We start from the raw sequence: 25,767 nt of genomic DNA on the forward strand, positions 1-25,767 counted from the left end.
ATGCATGACATCAAAGCCATTCGCGAAAATCCTGATGCTTTTGACGCCGCTATGGCGCGCCGTGGGCTGTCTGGGCTGTCATCGCAAATCTTGGACATCGATTCTGCCCGCCGCGCTTTGATCGCAGAGGCCGAAGAGGCAAAAGCCACGCAGAACAAGGCGTCCAAAGAAGTGGGCGCGGCCAAAGCGCGTGGCGACGAAGACGAATTCCAACGTCTGCGCGCACTTGTGTCCGAGAGCAAAGCCAATATCGCGCGACTGAATGATGAGGCCAAAACCAAAGACGCCGAGTTGACGGATTTCTTGGCCCGCATCCCCAATGTGCCAGCGGACAACGCGCCAGACGGTGCGGATGAGGATGAAAACGTCGAGGTCAAGACTTGGGGCGATGTGCCGTCTTTCGATTTTGACGCACGCGAGCATTTCGAAATCGAAGCGGTCAAAGCCTCGATGGATTTCGAGACAGGCGCGAAATTGTCGGGCACGCGCTTTGTGGTGCTCAAAGGCGGCGTCGCGCGCATTCACCGCGCTTTGGCGCAGTTCATGATCGACACCCATGTGGACGAAAACGGCCTAACGGAAGTGAACACGCCAGTGATGGTGCGCGACGAGGCCATGTATGGCACAGATAAATTGCCAAAATTCGGCGAAGACAGCTATCAGACCACAAACGGCTGGTGGTTGATCCCAACGTCCGAAGTGCCACTGACCTATTCTGTGGCGGGTGACGTGTTGGATGAAAGCGCCCTGCCCATCCGCATGACGGCGCATTCATTGTGCTTCCGCTCAGAAGCAGGATCAGCGGGCCGCGACACATCGGGTATGCTGCGCCAACACCAGTTCGAGAAAGTCGAAATGGTATCGATCACCCACCCTGACGAATCTGATGCAGAACAAGCACGGATGTTGGGATGTGCTGAAGGCATCTTGGAAAAGCTGGGCGTGGCCTACCGCACCGTCGACTTGTGCACAGGCGACATCGGCTTTGGCGCAAAGCGCACATTCGATATTGAGGCATGGTTGCCGGGGCAAAATGCGTATCGCGAAATCTCAAGCGTATCCACCACTGGCGATTTCCAAGCGCGCCGCATGAACGCGCGGTTCAAACCTGCGGACGGTGGCAAGCCTGAGTTCGTGCACACGCTCAACGGCTCAGGCTTGGCAGTTGGTCGCACGTTGATTGCAGTGCTGGAAAATGGTCAACAGGCTGACGGCTCTGTCACCCTGCCAGCCGTTTTGGCGCCTTATCTGGGCGGCAAGCTGACCTTGGGCCTTGACGGCAAACTGAGCTAACAACAGCGCAATCGCGAAACAAAAACGGCGTCCGGTTCACACGGGACGCCGTTCGTATTTAAGGGTAAACCTTAGGTTCACTTTGCCAGAAAAGCCGCTGCCATACGCGCCATATCATCGACTTTGTCAGACATAGGCAAGCGTTTGGCATAGATGTCCTCCAACGGCACCCAAGCCGCATCAAGCGCATCATCATCGGCCACAGGCTCGCCCGAAACATAGTCACACAACACAGCGCCAAGCACGAAGTGATGCGTCACCTCGCCTTGCGCGTCACGGTGAATAAATTCAGCAGTCTCAATCAGTTGCACGGGCTTGGCCTGCACCCCTGTTTCCTCGAACAGCTCGCGCACAGCGGCCTCGGCAAATGTCTCGCCGAACTCAACATGACCGCCCGCAAAGCCCCAAGTGCCTGCGTCCGGCGGGTTCTTACGCTGCACCAGCAAAGCACAATCATCACGCAGAACAACCGCCAAAGCGCCAAGTTTTGGCACCTGAATCATTACTCAGCCGCCTTGCGCGCCGCTATTTTTTCCAACATCGGTTTGAGGTAACGCCCAGTGTGCGAGGCTTCAACTTGGGCCACCTGTTCGGGTGTGCCTGTTGCCACGATCATACCGCCGCCATCGCCGCCCTCTGGGCCGATGTCGATGATATGGTCAGCGGTTTTGATCACATCCAAGTTGTGTTCAATCACGATCATCGAATTTCCCTGATCCACCAGTTCATGCAGCACTTCGAGCAGCTTTTTCACGTCCTCGAAATGCAAACCTGTTGTGGGCTCATCAAGGATGTACAGCGTGCGCCCAGTGGAGCGCTTGGCCAGTTCTTTGGACAGTTTCACCCGCTGCGCTTCGCCCCCCGACAGGGTCGTCGCCTGTTGCCCAACTTTGATATACCCCAGCCCCACACGCATCAGTGCATCCATCTTGTCGCGGATGGCAGGCACGGCTTTGAAAAACTCTTGCGCGTCCTCAACAGTCATATCAAGAACGTCAGCTATGCTTTTGCCTTTAAAGCGAACTTCCAGAGTTTCGCGATTATAACGCTTGCCTTTGCAGGTCTCACATTCGACGTAAACATCGGGCAAAAAGTGCATCTCGATCTTGATCACGCCATCGCCGGTGCAGGCCTCGCAGCGCCCGCCTTTGACGTTGAACGAAAAGCGTCCGGGTTTGTATCCGCGGGCCTTGGCTTCAGGCAGGCCTGCAAACCATTCACGGATCGGTGTAAACGCGCCAGTGTATGTCGCAGGGTTGGATCGCGGCGTGCGCCCGATGGGGCGTTGGTCGATATCGATAACTTTATCGAGATGCTCCAAGCCCTTAATCGTCTCGCAAGGCGCAGGGGTCTGGCGCGCGCCGTTCAGACGCATCGAGGCGGTTTTGAATAGGGTTTCCAAGGTCAAAGTCGACTTGCCGCCGCCAGACACACCAGAGACCACAACGAACATGCCCAGCGGAAACTCCGCCGTGACGTTTTTCAGATTGTTGCCTGTGGCTTTGACCACTTTAATCTTTTTCTTATTGCCCTTGCGACGCAGTTCGGGGACGGGAACCTCGCGTTTGCCTGTCAGGTAATCGCCGGTAATGGAGCCTGTTGTGTGTTCAATTTCCAAAGGTGTGCCTTTGGCGACCACTTGCCCGCCATGCACCCCTGCCCCTGGGCCGATGTCGAAAACGTAATCCGCCTCGCGGATCATGTCTTCGTCATGTTCAACCACGATCACTGTATTGCCTTGGTTGCGCAGGTTTTTCAGCGTGCCGATCAGGCGATCATTGTCGCGTTGGTGCAACCCGATAGAAGGCTCGTCCAGCACATAAAGCACGCCCTGCAAGCCAGAACCGATCTGTGACGCCAATCGAATACGCTGGCTTTCACCGCCTGACAAAGTGCCCGAATTGCGTGACAACGACAGGTATTCAAGGCCGACGTTGTTCAAGAACCCAAGCCGTTCACGAATTTCTTTAATGATAGCCTTCGCGATCTCTTGCTTTTGCTTGCTCAAAGATTTGTCGATGCCATCGATCCAATCAAAGGCTTCTTTGATCGACATCTGCACCACTTCGCCTGCGTGCAAGCGCTGGTCTTCGGGGCCGATTTTCACTGCCAAAGCTTCGGGGCGCAGACGGAAACCATTACAATGGCCACAGTGGCGGTTGTTTTGATAGCGTTCAAATTCTTCACGAACCCAATTGGAATCTGTCTCGCGGTAGCGGCGTTCCATATTGGGGATCACGCCCTCGAACGCACGCGTCACCTCGTAGACGCGGCCGCCTTCGTCATAGCGGAATTTGATTTCTTCTTCGCCAGACCCGCGCAAGAATACCTCTTTCACGTGATCAGGAATGTCTTTCCAAGGAGATGAGGCTTTGAATTCATAGTGCTTTGCAATCGCTTCAATCGTCTGCAAAAAATACGGCGTTTTGCCTTTGCGCCACGGGGCGATGGCCCCGTCTGCGACTTTCAAACTGACGTCAGGCACCACAAGACGTTCATCGAAAAACAGCTCGACCCCAAGCCCATCACAATGCGGACAAGCCCCAAAGGGCGCGTTGAACGAAAACAAACGCGGCTCGATTTCAGGGATGGTAAAGCCCGAAACCGGACAAGCAAAGTTTTCGGAAAACGTCAGACGCTCGACCTCGCCTTCCCCCTCACGCGGGGCGGTTTCCAAAATGGCAATGCCATCGGCCAAATCCAATGCGGTACGCAGGGAATCCGCCAAACGGGTTTCCAAGCCTTCGCGCACCACGATGCGGTCCACAACAACATCAATGTCGTGACGAAACTTTTTGTCCAAAGTGGGCGGCTCGTCGAGCTCGTAAAACTCACCATCGACTTTGACGCGTTGAAACCCCTGCTTGCGCAGCTCAAGGAATTCTTTGCGATACTCCCCTTTGCGGTCACGCACGATGGGCGCCAGCAAGAACCCTCGTGTGCCCTCAGGCAGTGTCATGACGATATCGACCATATCTTGAACCTGCTGCGCCTCGATCGGGTCGCCCGTCGCGGGGCTATAGGGCGTGCCTGCGCGGGCAAACAACAGACGCAGGTAGTCGTAAATTTCAGTCACAGTACCGACAGTCGAGCGCGGGTTTTTCGAGGTGGTTTTTTGCTCGATTGAAATCGCGGGCGACAGACCCGCGATGTGATCCACATCAGGTTTTCCCATCATATCAAGGAATTGACGAGCGTAGGCGCTCAGGGATTCAACGTAACGCCGCTGCCCTTCGGCATAGATCGTGTCAAAGGCCAACGATGATTTTCCCGACCCCGATAGGCCCGTGATCACCACAAGTTGGTCGCGCGGAATATCCACATCGATGTTCTTAAGATTGTGCTCGCGCGCACCTCTGACTTCGATCGATTTCAGCTCTGCCATATGCCTGCCACCCGTATAAATTCACCCAAAGCGCAACGCTTTTGACATATCTAGCGGGCTAAGCCGCATGTTCCAACATTAAAATGAGAACATTAAGCGAACACAGGCAATATATAGAGGAGCATCACCGCATTTTGAGCAAAGCTGCCCACAGCCACAACTGTTGATCGCCAGCGACGACCTGATTATCCGTTGACTTGACCTGATCCAGAGGGTCGACACAAAACCCTTACTCGGCAGGCTCTGTCACATCGCCATCAAAAGGTGCATGTTCTGCGCTGGCCATGATACCGCCCGCGCTCAACTCATCTGGCCCGAAATAGATCTCGCGCCGCGCCGAAAATCGTGCTGCGATAAAGCGCATAAATTCGGTCACACGCGGGACATGGCGCAAATCAGGATGAGTCAAAATCCATATCGGAAAGTGATCATCAAGCGCAAACTGTGGCACACGCACCAATTTCGCATCACCGCTTCCCACCAGATGCGTACATCGCACTGCGCCGATTCCCAAATGCGCCGCCGAAATGGCCGAGATCATATCATCGGTTTTCAGCGCGATTTTACAACTCGGCATATTGGCAAACAACGTCGGCGGGCAGACATTGTCCCAAGCCGTAAAGCCAATATAGGGCAACGGCCTGTCCATATTTTTGCCATCCAAGACATCGGCGTATTCTTCGATAAAGTCAGGCGAGGCAAACCAGCCAGCACGTTGCTGCACCATCATCCGGCCCCAAAGACTTTCTTCGGGCGATCCGCTGACCCGAATGGCGATATCCGCCTCGCGTTTGTGCAGATTCAATATATCGGTTGAGCCGCGAATTTGAATATCGATTCCCGGATGCAAGCGTTTGAATTCTTTAAGATCTTGCGCAAAATGATCTTCTGCGACAAGCGGTGGAATGGTGATACGTAATTCACCTTCTTCGGTTTCATCGCGTGCCGCCAATGCGATGTCGAGGGCGACCATGCGCGCTTCAACTTCTTCCGCATGAGCGATGGCAACCTTGCCTGCTTCTGTCGCTTGAAGGCCAGAGGCCAAACGGGTGAAAAACCGCACACCCGAGGCGTCTTCGACGCGCGACAATTGTCGCGACACGGTGGCGTGATTGACCCCCAAGACACGGGCAGCACCAGACAGCCCCCCTTCACGAGCGACGGCCAAGATATAGCGTAAGGAATCCCAATCAGTCATTAGGTGACCATATGAGTGCGCGTATTTATGCACAAGCCCCGCACGCGTACATAACAATTAAGAACACCTAATGAATTCATGCAAGCCACCACATCACAAACGCAAAGCGCCGCCCCAATAGGACGGCGCAGTGTTAGATTTTGACCTAGTAAGCCCTCAAATATGTATCGCACGCCCGTAGGCATCTAGCACGGATTCATGCATCATTTCTGACATGGTTGGATGCGGGAATACGGTTTGCATCAGGTCTTCTTCGGTGGTCTCAAGCTGGCGCCCGATGACGTAGCCTTGGATCATTTCCGTGACCTCGGCGCCGACCATATGCGCGCCCAAAAGCTCGCCTGTGGCCTCATCAAATACGGTTTTTACCAGACCCTCGGCCTCCCCCATAGCCACGGCTTTGCCGTTGCCAATAAACGGGAATTTGCCGACTTTGACTTTATAGCCCGCCTCTTTCGCTTTCGCTTCGGTCAGACCGACAGAGGCCACTTGTGGGTGACAATAGGTGCACCCCGCGATGGAGTTCGGCTTGATCGGATGCGCTTTGAGACCGGCAACCAGTTCGGCCACCATAACGCCTTCGTGGGACGCTTTATGGGCAAGCCAAGGCGCGCCAGCGACATCACCGATGGCGAACACGCCCTCAACGCCCGTGCGGCAGTATTCGTCAGTCACGATATGGGTGCGATCCACTTTGACGCCCAGCTCTTCAAGACCCAGACCTTCGACATTGCCAACGATCCCAACAGCGGAAATCACCGTGTCGAATTCTTGCGTTGTCGTACCTTTGGCGTCTTCCAGATGCGCCACAACCTTACCCGCAGAACGGTCCAGTTTTTTGACGGTGGTTTTCTCTAGGATTTTCATCCCCTGTTTCACGAACTGTTTTTTCGCGAAGGTTGAAATGTCTTTGTCTTCAACCGGCAGAACGCGATCCATCACCTCGACCACAGTCGTATCAGCGCCCAACGTATTGTAAAAGCTGGCGAACTCGATGCCGATCGCACCAGAGCCGATCACCAGCAATTTCTTTGGCATCCGTGTTGGCACAAGCGCTTGGCGGTAGGCCCAAACCAGATCGCCGTCAGCCTCAAGACCGGGCAATTCACGCGCCCGCGCGCCGGTGGCAACGATGATGTTTTTGCCCACAAGCGTCTCTTCGCCCGCGTCTGTTTTGACGATGACCTTGCCTGAGCCAGCCAACTTGGCCTCACCCATGATCGAGGTCACTTTGTTCTTTTTGAACAAACCTTTGATGCCCGCGTTCATCTGCTTGGCGACACCGCGCGACCGCTTGACGATGGCATCCAAATCAAAGCCGATTTTTTCAGCCGAAAGACCATAGTCTTTTGCACGTTCCATTTGGTGAAACACTTCAGCAGAACGCAGCAAAGCTTTGGTCGGGATACATCCCCAATTCAAACAGATGCCACCAAGATTTTCGCGCTCGATACAAGCAACAGATAAACCGAGCTGAGCCGCCCGAATTGCAGCAACATAGCCACCAGGGCCAGCCCCGATTACGACGAGGTCAAAAGATTTGTCAGACATGGGGATCCTCCCGAAACCATATTTAGTTTGACACTAAACTACTTTGAAAATTCGAGCAACGGCCCTTGTGCCCATGTGCACGAAAGGCCGCATCCCGCCTGGCGCATAGCTCAGACGGGAAACGCATAGATAGAGCGAAAAGTTTTACTTTACAGTGAATTAGGCAGCAACGGGCGCGAGACATTCCAACGCATAGCGGTATCCACCGTTGGCCAAAAACGCCTCTTCCGCTGTATTTGTTGCCCGAACCAGCGCTTCATTGCGGTAAGGAAAGCGGCCGAATTCGCGAATAATGTTACGATGCGCTTGGGCGTGACGCATGTTATCATCAGAGGCACTCATGCGCTCTTTGAACAGGCAGACATTGCGTTCTTGGTCCGTCAAACATTCCGAATGCATCAAAGGCATATAGAAAAATTGACGCGCAGGCGCATCGATTTTCAGATCCCACCCCTTGGAAATTGCAGCCTTGGCTGCGGCCAAAGCGATACGATCAGAGGCAAAGCTTTTGCCCTCACCCCGAAACATATTGCGTGGCATTTGATCGTTCAGAATGATGTAGGCCAAGGCGCCAGAGGCATGGGTCAACCACAAAGAATAAGCGCCCTCTTGTGCGTTTTCCCAAGCTGGCAAAAACCGTTCGCGGATTTTCGCATCCAAAGCGTCATTCGCCACATACCAATCTTTGGGCGTGAGCTCATCGAGCCAAAAGGACAAGACATCATCAGGCGTGATGTTCAGTTGCAGCGACGGGATATGGGCCATGTGGTCTCTCCGTAATGGCTTAGCTGTTACACAAAACCGTTACAATTTCATCAAAGCGAGGCAAGAAGATCGCGCTAACATAAACGCCATACTTTGAAATGTTGCGCATTTGAGACAGTCGACATCCGCACTCAAAGTGCCGCGGCTTGGTTCTCGGCCTCTTCGGCCTCATCCTCGGCCTGCTCGATCGCCCATTCTTGGGCAACCTCAGACGCCACAGGCGTGGTCGATGGCATAACCGCGACATAGGCGGCGGTTTCCTCGACGGGGATCGCGGCGCGACGTGTCATGCGCCACGCGGCATAACCAGCGATAGACAACATCAAGATCGCCTGCAAAAGCCAGTATCCCGACGGGCCAACCGTCGACATAAGCCAACCGGCAATCATAGGGCCGCCCACGGCCCCAACGCCGTTGATGAAAATCAATCCGCCAGAAGATCCCGCCATGTCATCAGGGTCAAGATAATCATTCGTATGCGCAATCAGCAAAGAATAAAGCGGCGAAGCCATGCCGCCTGCAAGAATTGCCACTCCAATAGCGATATAAAGCTGCGTTCCCATAACACTGCCCGCAAGACAGGCGACACCGCCAACACCGGCGGCACCCAAAATCACCAAACGACGATCCAAACGATCCGAAATCCATCCAATGGGCAACTGAAAGACCAGCGCACCGATGAAAATAGATGCGAGGAACGTCGACACTTGAGGAAGGGAAAACCCAGCTTGAATGGCATAAACAGACCCCATGCCAAGCTGCGCCCCAAAGACGCCCCCCATCAAGAACATACCAACGCAGCCCAAGGGGGACACGTCGAACAACCGCCGCAGGGTCATCGGCTTTGAGGTCTCGAACGGCGGCGTGGGCGATACGGACAGCAAAATAGGCGCGAAAGAAATCGAAACCAAAACAGACGGTACGATGAACAGAATATAGCCAGACGGGTCGCCAACGGACAAAATGCCTTGGGCGATCACCATGCCGATCGTTTGCACGATCATATAAGCGGACAGAGTTTTGCCACGCATGTCATTGGTGGTGGAATTGTTCAGCCAACTTTCGGCGGTGACGTAAACCCCCGAGAAACAGAACCCCAAAATGATGCGCAAAATGGTCCATACGAATGGGTCTGTCAGGGTCGGAAAAATGATCAGGGCGGCGGAAATGAACGATCCCAACGCGGCAAAGACCCGAACGTGCCCGACGCGACGGATCAGGTGCGGAGTGATCTGCGACCCGCCCAAGAACCCAAGAAAATAGCCAGACATCACCACGGACAATGAAAAGGTGGAAAACCCTTCCAAGCCGCCACGCACGCCAAGAACCGACCCTTGCAGACCGTTGCCGATCATCAAAAGCAACATACCAAGCAATAAAGCTGAGGAAGACGCGAGAACCTGACGCATAGAGTCACCTTGAACGCAAAAGTTTATGGGTGCCCAGTTCAACGTTTGGACGGTTGAATGCCACAGCTACCAAAGGAAAATGAACTAAGAAAGGAATTTATTTGCGACACGCAAAACCGTCGCGTTTATTTCTATTGAAATTCACAAAAAGCAAGCTTGAGGCAAGTCTCAAAGGTCTTTGACAAAAAACACCCGATTGAACCCCTGCTCGCTGCGACGCTCAATTTCACGATATCCAAGATGGGGATAGATAGACAGGTTTTCAGTCATTTTTTCATTGGTATAGAGACGCACCGCAGTCAAGCTGGATTGTTTGGCCCTGCGCTCGCAAAACCCAATCAAACGCTTACCGATGCCCCGCCCCATGGCAACGCTGCGCACGGCTATATTTTCCAACACCATATCCGTCCCATCTGGATAGAACACGATAAACCCAAGCACGCCTGACTGCGCATCCGTGGCGACATGGACATGACCCGCGGCAATAAGCCCTGCATAATCCGCCGTCATAGGCGCGGGTTTGCGCCCGATCGCCGCCACATATTGCGCGTAGGCCTCATGGGCACAGGCCCGCACGGCCTCTCCATCTGCGTCTTGCGCAGGTCTAATATTAATAATGTCATTCATAATTGCACCGATATCATCCTTTGCGCTCATCCTCTTGCGGCAACAACAAGGATGCATCCCCATATGAGAAGAACCGATACTCATGCTCAATCGCATGGGCGTAAATCTCGCGGATACGATCGTAGCCCATCACAGCGGACACAAGCATCATCAGGGTCGATTTGGGCAGGTGAAAATTGGTCATCAACGCATCGGCCACATGAAATGTGAATCCAGGGCGGATGAAAATATCTGTATCAGACACGAAAGGCGCGATTTGACCTGTCGCGCGCGCAGCACTTTCAATCAGACGCAGGGCTGTGGTGCCCACGGGGATCACGCGGCCCCCTGCGGCTTTGGTGGCGGCGATTTCGCGCACAGCTTTGGGGGACACCTCGCCCCATTCTGCGTGCATTTTATGATCATCCACATTGTCAACTTTCACTGGCAAAAACGTGCCAGCACCCACATGCAGCGTCACATATGTGATTTCGACCCCTTTGGATTTCAGCGCCTCCAGCAAGGGCGCATCGAAATGCAGCGAGGCAGTGGGGGCAGCCACAGCGCCAAGCGTTTTCGCCCAGACCGTCTGATAATCTTCTTTGTCTTGCGCATCGGCTTTGCGCAGGGCCTCGATATACGGGGGCAAAGGCATGGCCCCTGCCGCGTTCAAGGCCGCGTCAAAATCATCGCCCGTCAGGTTGAACGTCAGAAAAGCCGCGCCATCTTCTTTGCTGTCCAAAGTGGCGCTTAGGTCATCTGAGAACCGAACCACTTCGCCCTCTTTCACCTTTTTCAACGGCTTCAAAAGCGCACGCCATTGGCCCGCAGTCGCTTGCGGCTCAAGCAAAGTCACCTCGACGCGAGCTTCTTGATAGCCCTGCGCCGTATCGCGCCCGCGCTGACCTGTCAGGCGCGCGGGCAACACCTTGGTATCGTTCAACACCAAACGGTCGCCAGATTGAAACCAATCGACCAAATCATAGACATGGGCATCATGAATCTGCGTCGGCGTCGCCACCAAAAGACGCGCTGAAGAGCGCGGTTTGGCTGGACGCGTGGCGATCAAGCTTTGCGGCAGTTCGAAATCAAAATCAGAGAGTTTCATCAAGATACCTTTGTCGTTCTGCATCAGTGGTTCAGCGTCAGTGGTTCTACGTCAATTGGCGGGAGCTGTCGGAGTTTGTTTCCGAAAAATGCTGCGCAAAGCCCCCGGCGTCAGAATGGACAGCGGGTTAACCCCTACGCTGGGATTGTCAATCGCGCCCTTGAGGGTGAAGTTAAACCCGAACAAGCCCTCGCCTTTGCGGGCAAACACTTGGCCTATCCCGTTCAAGAAATAAATCGGCGAAATCACCCCTTGCAGATCAATCTTCTTGGCGCTCAAGTCATAAATGCCTTCGCCGGTGATCCCCAAAGATGGCCCCTCTGCGCTTGATGTGCCGATGGTGATATAATTGGGTTGAATGATGAAATCACTGCGGACGTCACTAAAGGCAATGCCCGGCCCATTCATTTGATCAAGCAATCCAACAACAGAGACCAGCGACAACAGTTGCGCCAATTCAGGTGCAGACAAAACCCGTATATCGGTGATCTGCACGGTGCCGTCATAGCTGTTTTCTGCGCGCTTTGATGTCAGTGTCAGCGCCAAAGTACCGCCTGCGGCCTCTTCCAACAGACCCGCAGCCATCACAGTTTTCCCCGCATCCTGTGCCTTTACTGAAATCGTCGGACCAAATTGACCGGGGCTTATGGTGCCTGTGATCGGTGCTTGGCCGTTCAACCGCCCTGAAAATTGTCCCGACAACCCGCCATTCTGTGTCAGCTGCGCAGTGACGCCACTCAAAGACAAATTATCTGTCACCTTCAAGCGATCCAAAACCATCTCGATAGGCCCAGAGCCAGAGCCTCCGCTGGCACCGCCGCCTGTTCCAAAGGGCGATTTTGACAGGTCCAGCGAACCGCCGCCCAGTCTCACTGCAACAGCGCGCCCTTTGCCACGCCCGATCAAGGTCGCGGAGCTGTCCAGCCATGCGCCCACTTTCAAGGTGTCGAACCGCAAGCGATCCAATCCGCCGCTCGCGTCAAGCGTCACAGAGCCGCCCGTCGCCGTCAGCCCAGAGGCCTCGATGGATAATGACGTCACCTTGGGCAGATCGCCAGAGGTGCCAGTGACGTTGAGCGCCCCACTGCGGGATTGGGGTTTTGAAAATCCGATAGCAGGCACCGAAAGGCCAAGCCCCTCCATCCGTGAGGTAATGCCAAAGCTCGGATCTTGGCCCGCGCGTAATGCGACGGTCAAATCGCCTTGGGCACTGCCCGATATGGTGTTGGCTGGCAGATCGATATCAAAAGCATCAAGCAGCGCCTGATTGATTGTCACAGAGCCTGAAATGTCAGATTTACCACGATTTTCAGGGCCAAAGTTTTTGCGCCAAACGGCGACAGCGCGTGCGCCAGACACCTCAACCGGCCCAGACAGACTTAATCCAGCGGGGGTCAACGCCAAAGCCATACGGGAGGCGCGCAGCTCTTTGCCCGCCATCAACTGCGTCGACGAGGCCTCGGTGATATCGCCGGTGATGTTGAAATCCACGTCTTCCATCAGAATATTTTTAATCAAAGGCACTGTTAGTTGCCCCCTTAAATCGGCCTGCCCTTGGGCCACATCCGCACCAAAATCAGCATCTTTGAGCACTTCAAAAGGTTTGAGCGCCATTAAGGCCACAGCCGCTTCGACCCGCGATGAGGTTTTCAGCTGGGCCGTCAAGGCGGCAGGTTTGACATCCAAATGCGGGATACGCAAAACCGTGCCGGCCACATCAATGTCGCCCCCCGATGGCGCAGCAATAGCGCCCTCTTGCACGACAATCGTCAACGCATTGCCTGAAATCGTCCCGTATCCTGCGCCCGCTGTCACAGAAGGCAAAGCCTTCATAAACCGCACATTTGCGTTTTCAAACGACCACCCTAAATGCGTTTGCGGCGCGCTGGCACCAGGAGCCAAACGAAAGGACATCGCAATGTCTTTGTACGTCGCAGAGCCGATATTTTCGACAATCCATTCGCGGGTTTTGGGCACGACCGCATCAGGCCAAAACGACATCAACTCTGCGGCTTGTAAAGGGTCTGTCTCGGCATCCAAGGCCAAGCTCCACCCTTCAGGCGTTGCATTGGCAGCGCCTTTTGCGCGCAACCACAGATCCCCGTGCCTCAGCGCCAATTGTCCCAAATTTACAGAAAATGGCGCAAGCGTCAGTTGCAGATCCACCTGCCCTTCATCAAACGTCAAAGGCTGCTCGAACACGTCCCGCGGATCGGCTGTGAGCTGATCAATATAGAATTGCCCCACAAACTGTGATGGAAAATTGCCGTTAAAATCGCGCAAGAGCATATGTCCATTGCCTGCGATTGCAAAGGCTTCAGAGCGCATTGACAATTCGGCGAACGACAGGCGTTCCATCGCGGGATCGTAATCAAAATATCCACGTGCGCCCGCGAAACTCAACGGTTTCGCGCCGCCTCCTGCCACCAGTTGGCCAGAGCCGATTTCCAATGTGCCTGAATAGCTTGACAGCAATCCATCAGGGGTGACTTGCGCGCGCATCGCCGCTGAAATCGGCGCATCCAGCACTGATAAAAAGGACAGCGCGGGGCTTTGTTGCGCCAAATCCAATGCAGGGATGTTTTCGATGTTCAACCCGATGGCCGTGGCCAAAGACCCCTTGCGTGTGGCAAAGCTCATTTGCAGGCGCGCCAAGTCTTCTGTGCCGTTGAACACATCAAAAGCCATCGAGACGTCGATGTTATCGTCGGAATTCGTCAAGGTTAAAACAGCATCCGTCGCTTGCCAAATACGGTTTGATCGCGCGTCTTCCAAGATAATTGTCAATCCACTGACCGCCACCGTTTGCACATCAACCAAGGGCTCGGACGTAAACGCTGCGTCGATGGCTTTGAGCACCTCTTCGGCAGAACCGACAGTGCCGCTTGCCCCGCCAAAATCTAGGGCAAACAGACCGTCAACACCGCGACGCACAACGATCTGAGCACCGGTCAAACGCAAGGCCGTTGGGGTCATCTGACCACTTCTGATTTGCCCCATGGAAAATTGTGCATCAAGTTCGCTCAGACGTGCGATTTCGGACCCCGTGGGGTCGATGATCCCCACATTACGCGCGCGCATTTGCGGGATGAAATGTTTGTCGACAGTGACGACAACTTGCCCGACCGAGACCTTTGTGTCGCCCAAATTATTGTTCATTCGGGTCTCAATTTGCTTGGTCAGCGCGGCAGGCAAAACAACGTCCTGCCCCGTCAACGCCAAAACGCCCATGCCAGCCAAAAGACTCAAAAACAACAGCATAGAACAGAACCACAGCCCGAAATGGTGCACATGATGGCGTTTTTTATGGGGACGCACGCCCCATATTTTGCTGCATTTAGGTTTTTTTTCTGGCGTCGCGTCCATATTCTCTGTGTCTAGAGCATCTTGGTTTGGCGCATCCTGAGCGTCCAAGGTTTTCACAGATGTATCCCCCGCCTCATCCTGTGTCGCAACAGAGGTTTGCGCGCTGTCCTTTTGGGACGGATCAAGGTCAGGCGTGTCGCTCATGGCGTGTTTGGGACTCTCAAAATGGGATCTGCCCATATCACATGGCAGACCTTTGGTTGATCTTGGCGTATTCCGGCTTAAAACTGAACCCCAATCAGATGCAATGGTCAAAGCGGTCCTTTTCAGCGACAAGGGCATAAATTGGCCAACGTATCGCAACGCTTTTACGCTTAAGGACTGAAAATATGCTTGATATTGGAACCCTCGCCCCTGATTTTTCATTGCCCCGTGACGGAGGCACCAATTTGTCACGCGCTGATCTGATGGGGCGCAAGACGGTTTTGTATTTCTACCCCAAAGACAACACACCCGGTTGCACCACCGAAGCACTGGACTTCACCGCCTTAAAGGCCGAATTTGACGCGGCAAATACTGTTGTGGTTGGCATTTCGAAAGACAGCGTGAAAAAGCACGATAACTTTTGCGCCAAACACGATCTGGGCATCCCTTTATTGTCTGACGCAGATGGCTCGATGTGCGAAGATTATGGTGTTTGGCAGGAAAAGTCCAATTACGGCAAAACCTATATGGGAATTGTGCGCACGACTTATCTAATTGATGAAGAAGGAAAAATTATGCGTGTCTGGCCCAAAGTCAAGGTCAAAGGGCACGCCGCCGAGGTTCTTGAGGCCGCGCAGTCATGAGCACAAGCATGGGAGCGGAAATGACACTGACACAGATGGCAGACGCAGTGTTGCGCACCGCTGACGGACGCGCAAAAACAGCGCTGTCCCATCGCTATGCCGCTTTGTGGCGCGCCAGCCGCGAGGGCGGCGCCACACCCATTGAAATCGGCACCATCACGCCCCCTGATTTCCCCGCACGTCCCGATAGGCCTGAATTGCTATCCCCCAGAGATGTGCCCAAGCGCAAGCCAGGCACGCCAGAGGGGCGCATCGCAATGCTGCACGCGATTGCCCATATCGAATTGAACGCCGTCGATTTGCATTGGGACTTGATTGCGCGGTTCTCTCATGTGCCCTTTCCAATTGGGTTTTATGATGACTGGGTGCGCGCGGCAGATGAGGAATCAAAACATTTCAATTTGTTATGTGATCGACTTGAAGCCTTTGACAGCTTTTACGGTGCTTTGCCCGCTCATGCAGGCATGTGGCAAGCGGCCGAGGAAACCGCGGATGATTTGATGGGACGATTGGCCGTGGTGCCAATGGTTTTAGAAGCACGCGGTTTAGATGTGACACCAAGCATGATTAAACTGTTCCAACAGGCCAAGGACAAAGACACCGTGGCGGCGCTGGATGTGATCTATTCCGAGGAAGTGGGCCATGTGTCTTACGGCTCAAAATGGTTCCATTTTCTATGTGGTCGCGACAATGTGGACCCCAAACCCTTGTTTCACACATTGGTGCGCAAATACTTTCATGGCGCGTTAAAGCCGCCTTTCAACGATGAAAAGCGCGCCGAAGCGGGTATTCCGCCTGACTTTTATTGGCCCTTAATCAGCTAATTCACACAATCAACGCTTGAGTGCCGCAAGGTATGGAATACCATATGTTGCGGCGCAATCTGTTCGGGACGCAATTTAAACGTGTTTCGATCATAGCTTTACAAAATGGACGGCCAAAACTGGCCTGCGCATTAGGCAAAAAACCGCCAATAAACAGGCATTTCGCAACAGACCTTCATCAAAACGGGCAAAAGGATTGCCGATAGATGAATCCTTTTGTAACACAGTGCCAACCGCTGTGGACTGGCTCGTGACCGTTCACATAGAAAGCGGGCGAAATGGGACGTGAGGACGGTTTTTTGACCAATATGCTGACACACAAGCTCAACTCTATGCTTGAGCGTAGTTTTCCTGAGCAAAGGGTATTCTTACGCTCTGAGAGCGAAACGCGCTACGTGCGCTTAACGCCGCTCACGCAGGTTTTTGGTTTTGCTGGCACGACAGTCTTGGCCGGATGGCTGATCATCGCTTCTGCGATTGTTTTGATGGACAGCATTGGGTCGGGCAATCTACGCGACCAAGCTTCACGCGACTTGGCGCTGTTTGAAAGCCGCGTCAATGAATTGGCCGCCGAGCGTGATATGCGCGCCGCTGAAGCCACCGCAGCCCAAGAGCGTTTCAACACAGCCTTGGCCCAAATTTCCACCATGCAATCCGAGCTGCTGTCCTCTGAAGAGCGAGTGCGCGAACTTGGCAAAGGCATTACTGTTGTCCAAGCCACGCTGCGCCGCACCATGAAAGACCGTGACGCTGCGCGCGAAGATGCGGCACTCTTGCAAGCAAAATTAGACGGCACAGACCCAGACACCCAAAGCATCAACCCCGAAGAAATCGGTAACACGGTCGATGTGCTGTCCGCCGCTTTGAACAATACGGCCGTAGAGCGCGACACGATGGTTTTGCTGGCCAATCTAGCCGAACAAAACGCAGAAACACTGCAAACTGACTTGCGTCTGATGGAAGAAAAAAACGATCGGATTTTCTCTCAACTTGAAGATGCCGTGGTCCTGTCAGTTGAGCCTTTGGACAAAATGTTCACCGCAGCAGGCCTATCCACCAAAACCTTGCTGAACACAGTGCGCTCTGGTCTGTCTGGCACCGGTGGTCCGCTGACCCCTATTAAGTTTTCCACCAAAGGCGGCGTCAAAGACCCTGACAGCCTGCGCGCCAATGGTATCATCGAAAAAATGGATCGTTTGAACCTGTATCGCATCGCAGCGCAAAAAGCGCCGTTTGCCTTACCGATCAAAAATTCTTTTCGCTACACATCGGGCTTTGGCCCGCGCTGGGGCCGCATGCACGAAGGCACAGACTTCGCGGCAGCCTACGGCACACCAATTTACTCTACTGCTGACGGCGTTGTCACATTTGCGGGCTGGTCTAACGGATATGGCCGTCTGGTCAAAATCCAACACGAGTTCGGAATTGAGACACGTTACGCACACCAATCCCAACTTATGGTCAAAGTTGGACAAAGGGTCTCGCGTGGTCAGCAAATCGGTGCTATGGGGAATTCTGGCCGCTCCACTGGTACTCATCTCCACTACGAAGTTCGCGTAGGTGGAAAGGCCGTTAACCCGATGACCTATATTAAGGCTGCCAACGATGTTTTCTAAAAGCAGAATAAATGAGCCGGGCCCGTCTAAAGGAACCGATGACGTGACACCAACAGATACCGCTACGGCGCCAAAATCAGCTGCTCCCAAAAAGGCTGCTGAGTTTACTCCGACTGCGCCAAAAGCCAAGCCGCCAGCCTCAGTGCTGTCCAGCGACTTGACGATTGTGGGCAACCTCAAAACAACCGGCGATATCCAAATCGAAGGCACTGTTGAGGGCGACATTCGTGCGCATTTGCTGACCATCGGCGAAACAGCCACGGTACGCGGCGAAGTTATGGCGGATGATGTTGTCATCAATGGCCGCATCATCGGCCGCGTGCGCGGTTTGAAAGTGCGCCTGACGTCTTCGGCCAAAGTCGAAGGTGACATCATTCACAAAACCATCGCCATTGAAAGCGGTGCGCATTTTGAAGGCTCAGTTCAGCGCGCTGACGATCCTTTGACAACCAATTCCCAAAACAAAGCCCCTGGCGTTGCGAAGACAGCCCCAGCAAAAGATCCTGCCGCCAAATAAGGCGTAGATCTGCTTTGACGATCAAAACGGCCCTGACACTTGTGTCACGGGCCGTTTTTGTTGCATCTGATCCGTGTGTGTTTTTGACATGCCTTGCTTGTATCTGAGAGCAATCCAAGACAGTGTCTGCGCAGATATTTAAGGACACAATATATGCCCCATTCAGTTGATAAAAGCGGCACAGCCGGCAATGTCGCAGGCGCATTTTTTATGGTGCTGGCCATGGCTTTGTTCGCTATCGAAGACACGCTGTTGAAACAGGTGTCGTCGCATCTGCCAGTGTCTGAAATTTTGATCCTGTTCGGCTCTGGCGGCACATTGATTTTTGCCGTGCTGACATGGCGGCGCGGAGAGCGCATTTTCAATGCGGACCTCAAGCACCCTGCCCTGTTGATCCGGTCTTTATTCGAAGTGTTGGGCCGGTTGTTTTTTACGCTATCGCTGGCGCTGACAGCGCTATCAACCACATCAGCGATTTTGCAAGCAACACCTTTGTTGGTGGCGGCAGCAAGTGCTGTGATCTTTCGTGAAAAGATCAGTGGCTTGCGGTGGATGTTGATCACTTTGGGCTTCGTCGGCGTGCTTTTGGTGCTGCGCCCCGGCCTTGACGGGTTCACGCCCCTGTCTATTCTGGCTGTGCTTGGCATGATCGGTTTTGCAGGGCGAGACTTAGCGACACGCGCAGCCCCCAAGGGGTTGTCATATGCGCAGCTTGGTGTCTACGGCTTTGCGATGCTGATCGTCTCTGGTGTGATGTTGCTGGCATGGAGCGGGCAAATGGTTGTGCCCTCAGGTTTTGAAGCCTTGATGCTAATAGCCGCTGTGGTGGTTGGCGTCGCGGCCTATACGGCATTGACCTTTGCGATGCGCACGGGCGAAGTGTCGATGGTGACGCCGTTTCGCTATTCACGCCTGTTGTTCGCGATGATCTTGGCGGCTCTGGTGTTTCACGAGCGCCCCGATGCGATGGAACTGTTCGGTGGGGCTGTGATTGTCGCGGCGGGGTTGGCCTTGATGTTGACGGGGCGCAAACGGACCGCAAAGCCCATACTGAACTGATGTAACTTGAGAATTTGCGATCAAAGAAGGAACAGCAGATGACAGATTTAGGCCGCCCATCCGTTTTGGTATTTGACGTCAATGAAACCTTGCTGGATATCACCACCTTGGAGCCGCTGTTCGAACGTCTGTTTGGTGATAGGGCTGTGCTGCGCGAATGGTTTCCTGAGCTGATTTTATATTCTCAAACGCTGACCTTGTCTGATATCTACACGCCTTTTGGCACGCTTGCGGGCAGTATGTTGCGCATGGTTGGCGCCAACAAAGGGATAGATGTCACGGATGCTGACATCGCGGAACTGAAGCAACTGTTTGGTCAAATGCCTGCTCATAAAGATGTCGTGCCTGCGCTGACGGCGTTGCGCGATGCGGGATATACCCTTGTGACCCTGACCAACTCTGCCGCGGCGCCATCACCAACGCCGCTAGAAAACGCGGGTATCGCGGGGTTGTTTGATCACCACTTCAATGTCTCAGAGGTCGAAAAGTTTAAACCGCATCGGTCCGTCTATGACATCGTGCCCAAAGCCTTGAATACCCCTGCATCCGACATGTGCATGGTCGCCTGTCACGTCTGGGACACCATCGGCGCGCAGGCGGCGGGCTATCAAGGGGCTTTCATCGCCCGTCCGCACAACAGTGTTTTCGAGGTGCCGCATCTGCGACAGCCCGACTACGCCTGTGACGATCTCGCTGTTTTTGCGCGGCGGATGATCCCCTAAGCAAAACATGACCTGCTTTACGGCTCTGCCGCCATCGGCAAAATCAAACCCCAACGTGTCTCTTGTGGTGGGCCCAGGGGCTGAAACCCCAGCTTCGCGTAGACGGCAATCGCGCGGGAATTGTCGGGATGCGGGTCCGTCGCAATCATAGGCGCGCCGGCGTCAAACAAGTCTCGCATCCGCTCAGTGATAAAGCCCGATCCGTGCCCAACCCCCACCATCTCGGGATCGCCAATAAATTGATCGATGCCGCGTGTGCCATTGGCGAGATTGGCGAAATGATGCGCGTCCCAGCCATGTACAGTGTAATCTTGCATGAACGCAAAGGGACGCGCCTCAAAAGACACGATCCAGCGTGACACACGCGGGTCGTTCATATCGTCTTGGGTGTAAGGCTCTGCGGCATCCCACCATCTGCGGACATGTGGCTGGGCCTGCCAATGGGTGATCAGATCGACATCATCCATCGTCGCTTGGCGAAACTCATAGGTCTTGGCGCTCATCCGTCACACCCGTTCACCCTGTCACCCACTACACCAAGGCCCGCTTGTACAAATGCCATGTCGCATGCCCCAAAACAGGCATGACCACCAGCAGACCTAAAAACAGTGGCAGCATGGCAATAAATGTGAGGCCAGCAACAAGCATGGCCCAGACCATCATCACCCAGAAATTTTCTTTGACCACCTGCAAAGACAGTAGCATAGCGGTGACAAAGTCCACTTCTTTATCAAGCAGATGCGGCAGGCTGGTGACGGTGAGCGAAAACAGGATGAACGCCAAAACAGCGCCCACCCCAAGTTCCACCCCGATCATCGTCAGGCCATTGGGGGTCAAAAACACCTCGTAACTGGTGGATAGATTGCGCATCACCGACAATCCCATGAAGAGCGCGAAAATCATATGGGCCAAAAAGGACCAAAACAGGAAATAGATCAAAATGATCGCGCCCATCCATGGCACTTGCCGGTCTTTTTCGGACTTCACCACGCTTAAGATTTTATACCAATCCATCGCCCCGCCGCGTTCAATGCGGCGCGACACTTCGTACAGGCCCACGGCAGCAAAAGGGGCCACCAATGGAAAGCCCAAGGTCATCGCAAAGGTCCATTCCACTGTGCCCGCTCCCAGCCAGACCAAAACGATCCCGCCGACAACGTAGACGACAGAAAAGAACAACCCAAATTGCGGCGCTTTGCGAAAATCAGTCATACCCGCCTTGAGCGCAAACACCAGATCGCCAAGTGACAGATGTGCAACCTCAGGCACAGGAGCAGCAGCTAGGTCTGTTTCTAAATGGCTCATCGTATCCTCCTTGCGCCTGCGCTTTCAAATGTGAAAACGCACCTCACGGCGCTATGAGTTCACGCGAAATCTTGCCCAACTGTCAAGCATGCAGCTTTGCGCAGTCGAAATCCACGTCGCAAATCACTTTGCCGCAGTGCCACCACCGGTCAAAAGGTAGGACACAGGCACCAATTCGACCGTTGCCGCACGATTGCCCAAAGACCATTCCACCAAGGCTTTCATGGTGTCTTCTTTGGCACGGCCCACCAATACAATGTCTTCATCGATGCCCGCACGAAAGGCCGCTTGATCTAAAAACCGTTTAATCGTTGCCAAGTTTTGATCTCGACCGTCGAAGTCGCGAAACACCAACGCAGCCGGTTCTTTGGCACGCGTAGCTTCTTGCATCAGCGCATTCAAACCACTTGAGAACGACACAACACCATGGCCCGTTGAAGCAGCAGAGGCGACCACTTGGGCAGCAATGTCACGTGTGGCTTGGAAGGACGCAGAGGGCACATCCAAGAAACCGATAGAAACAGGCACCAAATCGCGGGCTTGGTTGATGGTCACGGCCACATCTTGGGCAGTGGCCCCTTCGGGCAGACCGATCAAAGACAAGACCTCCAGCCCAGCCGTACGGTACATCTGCGCGCGCTCAGATGCGCCGGGGGCCAGCGCATCCACTGCAAAAGTCACAGGGAATGGCAGATTCGAAAGCTGGGGAGACGTGGGGTCCAACTCGCCAATATCGACCAAAATCACCGACATTTCAGGTGCTGTGGTTGATTTGGTGTAATCGGCAGAAAAAGCAATGATCGCAGGCAGGTCTTCGGCCGCAATCACAGGGGCTGCGTCAGCCATCGCGCTGCCCGTCACAGAGGGCAAGCGTGTGGATTTCATCGCATCGTTGCGGTCCGTGAAACTGCCGACTTTCTGACCCAGCGCCTGCTGGCCCTGCGGCGCAATTTTGGGCACAGCCTTAGGTGCGACAGGCTGTTGCGCACTCATCGCATCGGCAATGTTTTGTGCGGCTTGGCTGGCATCACCGCTGACTTCATCCGCTGCAGTGCGCGCAGTGGCGGGCGTGCCCAAAGGTTTGGGTTTTTGTCCTGGCAAAGTCGTATCGACCTGAACGGGGGCTGTGCCCGAATTGGGTTGGATCAATTCAAGCCCCTGCGGGCTGCCCAACACAGGGCTGTCACCTTGAATGGCAGGTGTGGCGTTGGCTTCAATCTTTGGCGCCTCCAAACCCTCTGGCGTCTCAAAGGACGGCAGCGGCGCGGTATCTTCAACGGCTTCAGGGCTGGTATCAGAGGGCGCAAGCGACGCGACCTTATCTGGCTGAGTGATGTTGCGATCTGGCGTGGCAGTCGCCATCTCACCAAGTGCGGTATCAGATGTGTCTTCTGGTGCTGGGTCCATCGGCATGGGAGACGCGATCACCACATTCGGGTCTTGGTCGTGATTTGGGTTGGTATCTGGGGTTTGCCCGTCAACATCTTTTGGCGTTTCTGGTATTTCAGGTGCAGTTATGGCATCTACTGCTTCGGCCGCATCTGCCACCTGTTCAGACCCCATATCCTCAGCCATTTTTTCTGCGGCTTTGTTTTCTTCGGCTCTATTTTGTGGCGAACTGTCATCATTTGCTGGCGCTGGAGATAAGGATACGGGTGAAACATAGACTTTATCCACCACTTGGTTGGCAACAGTGACGATTCCAAAGCCCACAACAGAGCCCCACACCAAACCTGCCAAAATTCCGCGTCCCATACGTCGAAGCCCTTTACTCAATATCGCTTTTGCCAATTTTTACTGGCATATTGCTATCTGTCTTGGCCTATTCAAAGCGCCAAATTCGTTCAAACATTGCAAAAATCAAGAGCACACTCTTGACCCTTTGCCTGCCTTCGTGGACATGTATAGCGCGTGCATCAATGGGGTTCATCCCCTTTTGACGTCTGCGTGGCCATATGGACGCCTATTGGTCACAGATTTAGCTATTATCCGCCACCGCGCCCACGGGAAAAACCGTTTTAGAAAGACCTCATATGCTGCTTTTGATCGATAACTACGACAGTTTTACCTATAATCTCGTGCACTATATCGGCGAGCTGGGCGTGACCTCTAAAGTGGTGCGCAATGATGAGTTGACCGTGGACGAAGCATTGGCGCTGCACCCCAGCGGCATTTTAATCTCACCCGGCCCTAAGACACCGACTGAAGCTGGCATTTGTATGGATTTGATCACAGCCGCCGCACAGGCCAAGATCCCGTTGTTTGGCGTTTGCCTTGGGCATCAATCCATTGGGCAGGTCTTTGGCGGCACTGTTGTGCGCTGCCACGAGATCGTGCACGGAAAGATGGGCAACATTCAGCATGAAGGCAAAGGTGTGTTTGCCGGTCTGCCCTCGCCACTCTTGGCGACGCGCTATCATTCGCTGATCGTAGACCGCGCCACCCTGCCCGACTGTTTGGAAATCACCGCCGAATTGGAAGATGGCACCATCATGGGCCTGCGTCACAAAACCCTGCCGATCGAGGGCGTGCAATTTCACCCTGAAAGCATCCGGTCCGAACATGGTCACGACATGCTGCGCACGTTCTTAAACCAATTCGCCAATACCAAAGAGGTCGCATAATGAGCCTAGACTATGATCCTGCGAAAGCGATGAAGGCCCTTATTTTTGCAGCCTCCGAAGGCCCGATGAGCCGCTCACAGGCCGCCGAGGCCTTTGAGATTTTGTTCGAAGGCCAAGCCACAAATGCTCAGATCGGTGGATTGCTGATGGCGATGCGAGCACGCGGTGAAGCTGTGTCTGAATACGCAGCCGCCGCAGCTGCCATGCGCGCCAAATGCCTTGCCGTACAAGCGCCCCAGGGCGCCATGGATATCGTCGGCACAGGCGGCGACAACTTGGGCACGCTCAACATCTCGACAGGCACCGCATTTGTTGTCGCAGGTGCTGGCGTGACCGTGGCGAAACACGGCAATCGGAATTTGTCGTCCAAATCTGGCTCAGCCGATGCGCTGAGCGCCTCTGGCGTTGATATCACAGTTGGAATTGATGTGGTCGAACGCGCAATCAATGAGGTTGGGATCGGCTTTATGATGGCCCCTATGCACCATGTTGCGATGAAACATGTGATGCCTGTGCGCCAAGAATTGGGCTGTAAAACGATTTTCAATATCCTTGGACCTTTGACCAATCCTGCGGGTGTGAAACGCCAAATGACGGGCGCTTTTGCCTCGGATTTGCTGCACCCAATGGCGGAAACTTTGATGACGCTTGGGTCTGAAAAAGCGTGGATTGTCCATGGCCACGAAGGCCTTGATGAGGTGTCAATTTCGGGACCAACCTCTGTGGCCGCTTTGGAAAATGGCCAAGTTAAGTCATTGGAAATCCATCCAGAAGATGCAGGCCTGCCCGTACATCCGCTGCGTGATATTTTAGGGGGCACACCTCACGAGAACGCAACCGCCATGCGTGCCATGCTGTCCGGCGAACGCGGTGCGTATCGTGATGCAGTGTTGTTCAATGCAGCTGCCGCCTTGATCGTGGCCGATAAAGTCACAACGCTCAAAGAGGGCGTTGAAATGGCAGCACAAAGCCTCAACAGCGGGGCTGCATTGGCGAAACTTGAGGCCTTGGCGAAGCTGACCTCTGGCAGTTAGGCTTTCGATCACGCTTCCCCCAAACAAACAAGGCGCGTCCTATTTTTATGGCGCGCCTTTTGATGACTACACAATCACAGGGCCAACAGTCAGTAACAGATTGGCAAAGCGGCGCGTTTCTCCTGTGGCAATGACCAGCAATGTGTCGGGAGATTTGACGGCTCCGTAGAAATCCGCGCGCTCCACATAATCCATCGGCGTTTCTTCAGGTAGAATATCAAGATAGCTTTGGTGGATGGTGTTGTCGAACTCGTCAGGCCAAGCCATCATCGTGGCTTGCTCGATATTGATAAGTTTGCTCACCCCCTCAAGCACGGTGGTGCTGGGGATCATGTTCGGCGCGAAGTTGAGATAGATGATTTCTGCTGCTGGGTTCGCGTTGGTCACGCAAGAATAATTGGCGTCAGCAATTAAAATACGCGCCTTGTGCCCTGCCTTGGCGAGCGAGGACAGTAGCTGTGGGTGAATGATGTCGGATTTGATCATGGGCTTTCCTTTGCCTGCGCGGGCCTGTTTTGCTTTACGCTAAGGCACCACGTGAAGCCAGTCCCGCAAATCAGTCTCGCCCACCTTACCGTACAATAACCACTTTACCGT

Annotated in this window: 22 protein-coding genes; 9 read left to right on the top strand and 13 right to left on the bottom strand. The window is 54.1% G+C overall.

The window, feature by feature from the left end:
• On the top strand, nucleotides 1-1,293 hold the full coding sequence (gene serS / locus KO503_RS04110; RefSeq protein ID WP_215990301.1) for a serine--tRNA ligase: 1,293 nt from the start codon (nucleotides 1-3) through the stop codon (nucleotides 1,291-1,293).
• A gap of 77 nt (nucleotides 1,294-1,370) precedes the next feature.
• Here serS and KO503_RS04115 read toward each other — a convergent pair whose 3' ends face one another.
• From KO503_RS04115 to KO503_RS04155, 9 genes are all read right to left on the bottom strand, one after another.
• Nucleotides 1,371-1,796, bottom strand: a complete 426-nt coding sequence (locus KO503_RS04115; protein WP_215990302.1) for an NUDIX hydrolase — start codon at nucleotides 1,794-1,796, stop codon at nucleotides 1,371-1,373.
• Nucleotides 1,796-4,678 carry an excinuclease ABC subunit UvrA gene (gene uvrA, locus KO503_RS04120; RefSeq protein ID WP_215990303.1) on the bottom strand — a complete coding sequence of 961 codons (2,883 nt, stop codon included), beginning with the start codon at nucleotides 4,676-4,678 and terminating at the stop codon, nucleotides 1,796-1,798. Before uvrA ends, KO503_RS04115 begins: the two co-directional genes overlap by 1 nt.
• Before the next feature lie 229 nt (nucleotides 4,679-4,907).
• A complete protein-coding gene (locus KO503_RS04125) occupies nucleotides 4,908-5,876 on the bottom strand; it encodes a LysR family transcriptional regulator (protein ID WP_215990304.1) in 969 nt (322 codons plus the stop codon).
• Nucleotides 5,877-6,032: 156 nt separating this feature from the next.
• Nucleotides 6,033-7,427, bottom strand: a complete 1,395-nt coding sequence (lpdA, locus tag KO503_RS04130) for a dihydrolipoyl dehydrogenase (RefSeq protein ID WP_215990305.1) — start codon at nucleotides 7,425-7,427, stop codon at nucleotides 6,033-6,035.
• A gap of 159 nt (nucleotides 7,428-7,586) precedes the next feature.
• Nucleotides 7,587-8,192 carry a DUF924 family protein gene (locus tag KO503_RS04135; protein WP_215990306.1) on the bottom strand — a complete coding sequence of 202 codons (606 nt, stop codon included), beginning with the start codon at nucleotides 8,190-8,192 and terminating at the stop codon, nucleotides 7,587-7,589.
• Between the two features lie 131 nt (nucleotides 8,193-8,323).
• Nucleotides 8,324-9,601 carry an MFS transporter gene (locus KO503_RS04140; protein WP_215990307.1) on the bottom strand — a complete coding sequence of 426 codons (1,278 nt, stop codon included), beginning with the start codon at nucleotides 9,599-9,601 and terminating at the stop codon, nucleotides 8,324-8,326.
• Nucleotides 9,602-9,769: 168 nt separating this feature from the next.
• Nucleotides 9,770-10,228 (bottom strand): GNAT family N-acetyltransferase, encoded by a 459-nt coding sequence (locus tag KO503_RS04145; protein ID WP_215990308.1) that lies wholly within the window; start codon nucleotides 10,226-10,228, stop codon nucleotides 9,770-9,772.
• A gap of 13 nt (nucleotides 10,229-10,241) precedes the next feature.
• Nucleotides 10,242-11,315 (bottom strand): tRNA preQ1(34) S-adenosylmethionine ribosyltransferase-isomerase QueA, encoded by a 1,074-nt coding sequence (gene queA / locus KO503_RS04150; protein WP_215990309.1) that lies wholly within the window; start codon nucleotides 11,313-11,315, stop codon nucleotides 10,242-10,244.
• A gap of 51 nt (nucleotides 11,316-11,366) precedes the next feature.
• Nucleotides 11,367-14,825, bottom strand: a complete 3,459-nt coding sequence (locus tag KO503_RS04155; protein WP_215990310.1) for a YhdP family protein — start codon at nucleotides 14,823-14,825, stop codon at nucleotides 11,367-11,369.
• Nucleotides 14,826-15,010: 185 nt separating this feature from the next.
• Between KO503_RS04155 and bcp the strand changes: the two genes are divergently transcribed.
• From bcp to KO503_RS04185, 6 genes are all read left to right on the top strand, one after another.
• On the top strand, nucleotides 15,011-15,469 hold the full coding sequence (bcp, locus tag KO503_RS04160) for a thioredoxin-dependent thiol peroxidase (protein ID WP_215990311.1): 459 nt from the start codon (nucleotides 15,011-15,013) through the stop codon (nucleotides 15,467-15,469).
• 20 nt (nucleotides 15,470-15,489) lie between these two features.
• A complete protein-coding gene (locus KO503_RS04165) occupies nucleotides 15,490-16,293 on the top strand; it encodes a ferritin-like domain-containing protein (RefSeq protein WP_215990312.1) in 804 nt (267 codons plus the stop codon).
• 299 nt (nucleotides 16,294-16,592) lie between these two features.
• Nucleotides 16,593-17,909, top strand: coding sequence for a DUF5930 domain-containing protein (locus KO503_RS04170; RefSeq protein ID WP_436836508.1), 1,317 nt, complete (start codon nucleotides 16,593-16,595; stop codon nucleotides 17,907-17,909).
• Nucleotides 17,899-18,426 (top strand): bactofilin family protein, encoded by a 528-nt coding sequence (locus tag KO503_RS04175; protein ID WP_215990313.1) that lies wholly within the window; start codon nucleotides 17,899-17,901, stop codon nucleotides 18,424-18,426. The genes KO503_RS04170 and KO503_RS04175 overlap by 11 nt, the downstream gene beginning before the upstream one ends.
• 153 nt (nucleotides 18,427-18,579) lie before the next feature.
• On the top strand, nucleotides 18,580-19,485 hold the full coding sequence (locus tag KO503_RS04180; RefSeq protein WP_215990314.1) for a DMT family transporter: 906 nt from the start codon (nucleotides 18,580-18,582) through the stop codon (nucleotides 19,483-19,485).
• A 38-nt stretch (nucleotides 19,486-19,523) separates the two neighbouring features.
• Nucleotides 19,524-20,207, top strand: a complete 684-nt coding sequence (locus tag KO503_RS04185; RefSeq protein ID WP_215990315.1) for a haloacid dehalogenase type II — start codon at nucleotides 19,524-19,526, stop codon at nucleotides 20,205-20,207.
• A gap of 17 nt (nucleotides 20,208-20,224) precedes the next feature.
• Here the strand turns inward: KO503_RS04185 and KO503_RS04190 are convergent, their stop codons facing one another.
• From KO503_RS04190 to KO503_RS04200, 3 genes are all read right to left on the bottom strand, one after another.
• A complete protein-coding gene (locus KO503_RS04190; RefSeq protein ID WP_215990316.1) occupies nucleotides 20,225-20,710 on the bottom strand; it encodes a GNAT family N-acetyltransferase in 486 nt (161 codons plus the stop codon).
• A gap of 28 nt (nucleotides 20,711-20,738) precedes the next feature.
• Complete coding sequence (locus KO503_RS04195) at nucleotides 20,739-21,512, bottom strand: DUF2189 domain-containing protein (protein ID WP_215990317.1); 774 nt, start codon at nucleotides 21,510-21,512, stop codon at nucleotides 20,739-20,741.
• Nucleotides 21,513-21,635: 123 nt separating this feature from the next.
• Complete coding sequence (locus tag KO503_RS04200; RefSeq protein WP_215990318.1) at nucleotides 21,636-23,267, bottom strand: divergent polysaccharide deacetylase family protein; 1,632 nt, start codon at nucleotides 23,265-23,267, stop codon at nucleotides 21,636-21,638.
• 278 nt (nucleotides 23,268-23,545) lie between these two features.
• Between KO503_RS04200 and KO503_RS04205 the strand changes: the two genes are divergently transcribed.
• Entirely contained in the window at nucleotides 23,546-24,136 is a 591-nt protein-coding gene (locus tag KO503_RS04205; RefSeq protein WP_215990319.1) for an anthranilate synthase component II, read from the top strand.
• The gene (trpD, locus tag KO503_RS04210; RefSeq protein ID WP_252730936.1) at nucleotides 24,136-25,170 is read left to right on the top strand and encodes an anthranilate phosphoribosyltransferase; all 1,035 of its coding nucleotides are present in this window, start codon (nucleotides 24,136-24,138) and stop codon (nucleotides 25,168-25,170) included. The genes KO503_RS04205 and trpD overlap by 1 nt, the downstream gene beginning before the upstream one ends.
• 66 nt (nucleotides 25,171-25,236) lie before the next feature.
• Here trpD and KO503_RS04215 read toward each other — a convergent pair whose 3' ends face one another.
• Nucleotides 25,237-25,656 carry an RbsD/FucU family protein gene (locus tag KO503_RS04215; protein ID WP_215990320.1) on the bottom strand — a complete coding sequence of 140 codons (420 nt, stop codon included), beginning with the start codon at nucleotides 25,654-25,656 and terminating at the stop codon, nucleotides 25,237-25,239.
• Nucleotides 25,657-25,767 lie beyond the last annotated feature (111 nt).

The sequence above is a fragment of the Pacificibacter marinus genome (assembly GCF_018860505.1).
Lineage (GTDB): Bacteria > Pseudomonadota > Alphaproteobacteria > Rhodobacterales > Rhodobacteraceae > Celeribacter > Celeribacter marinus_B.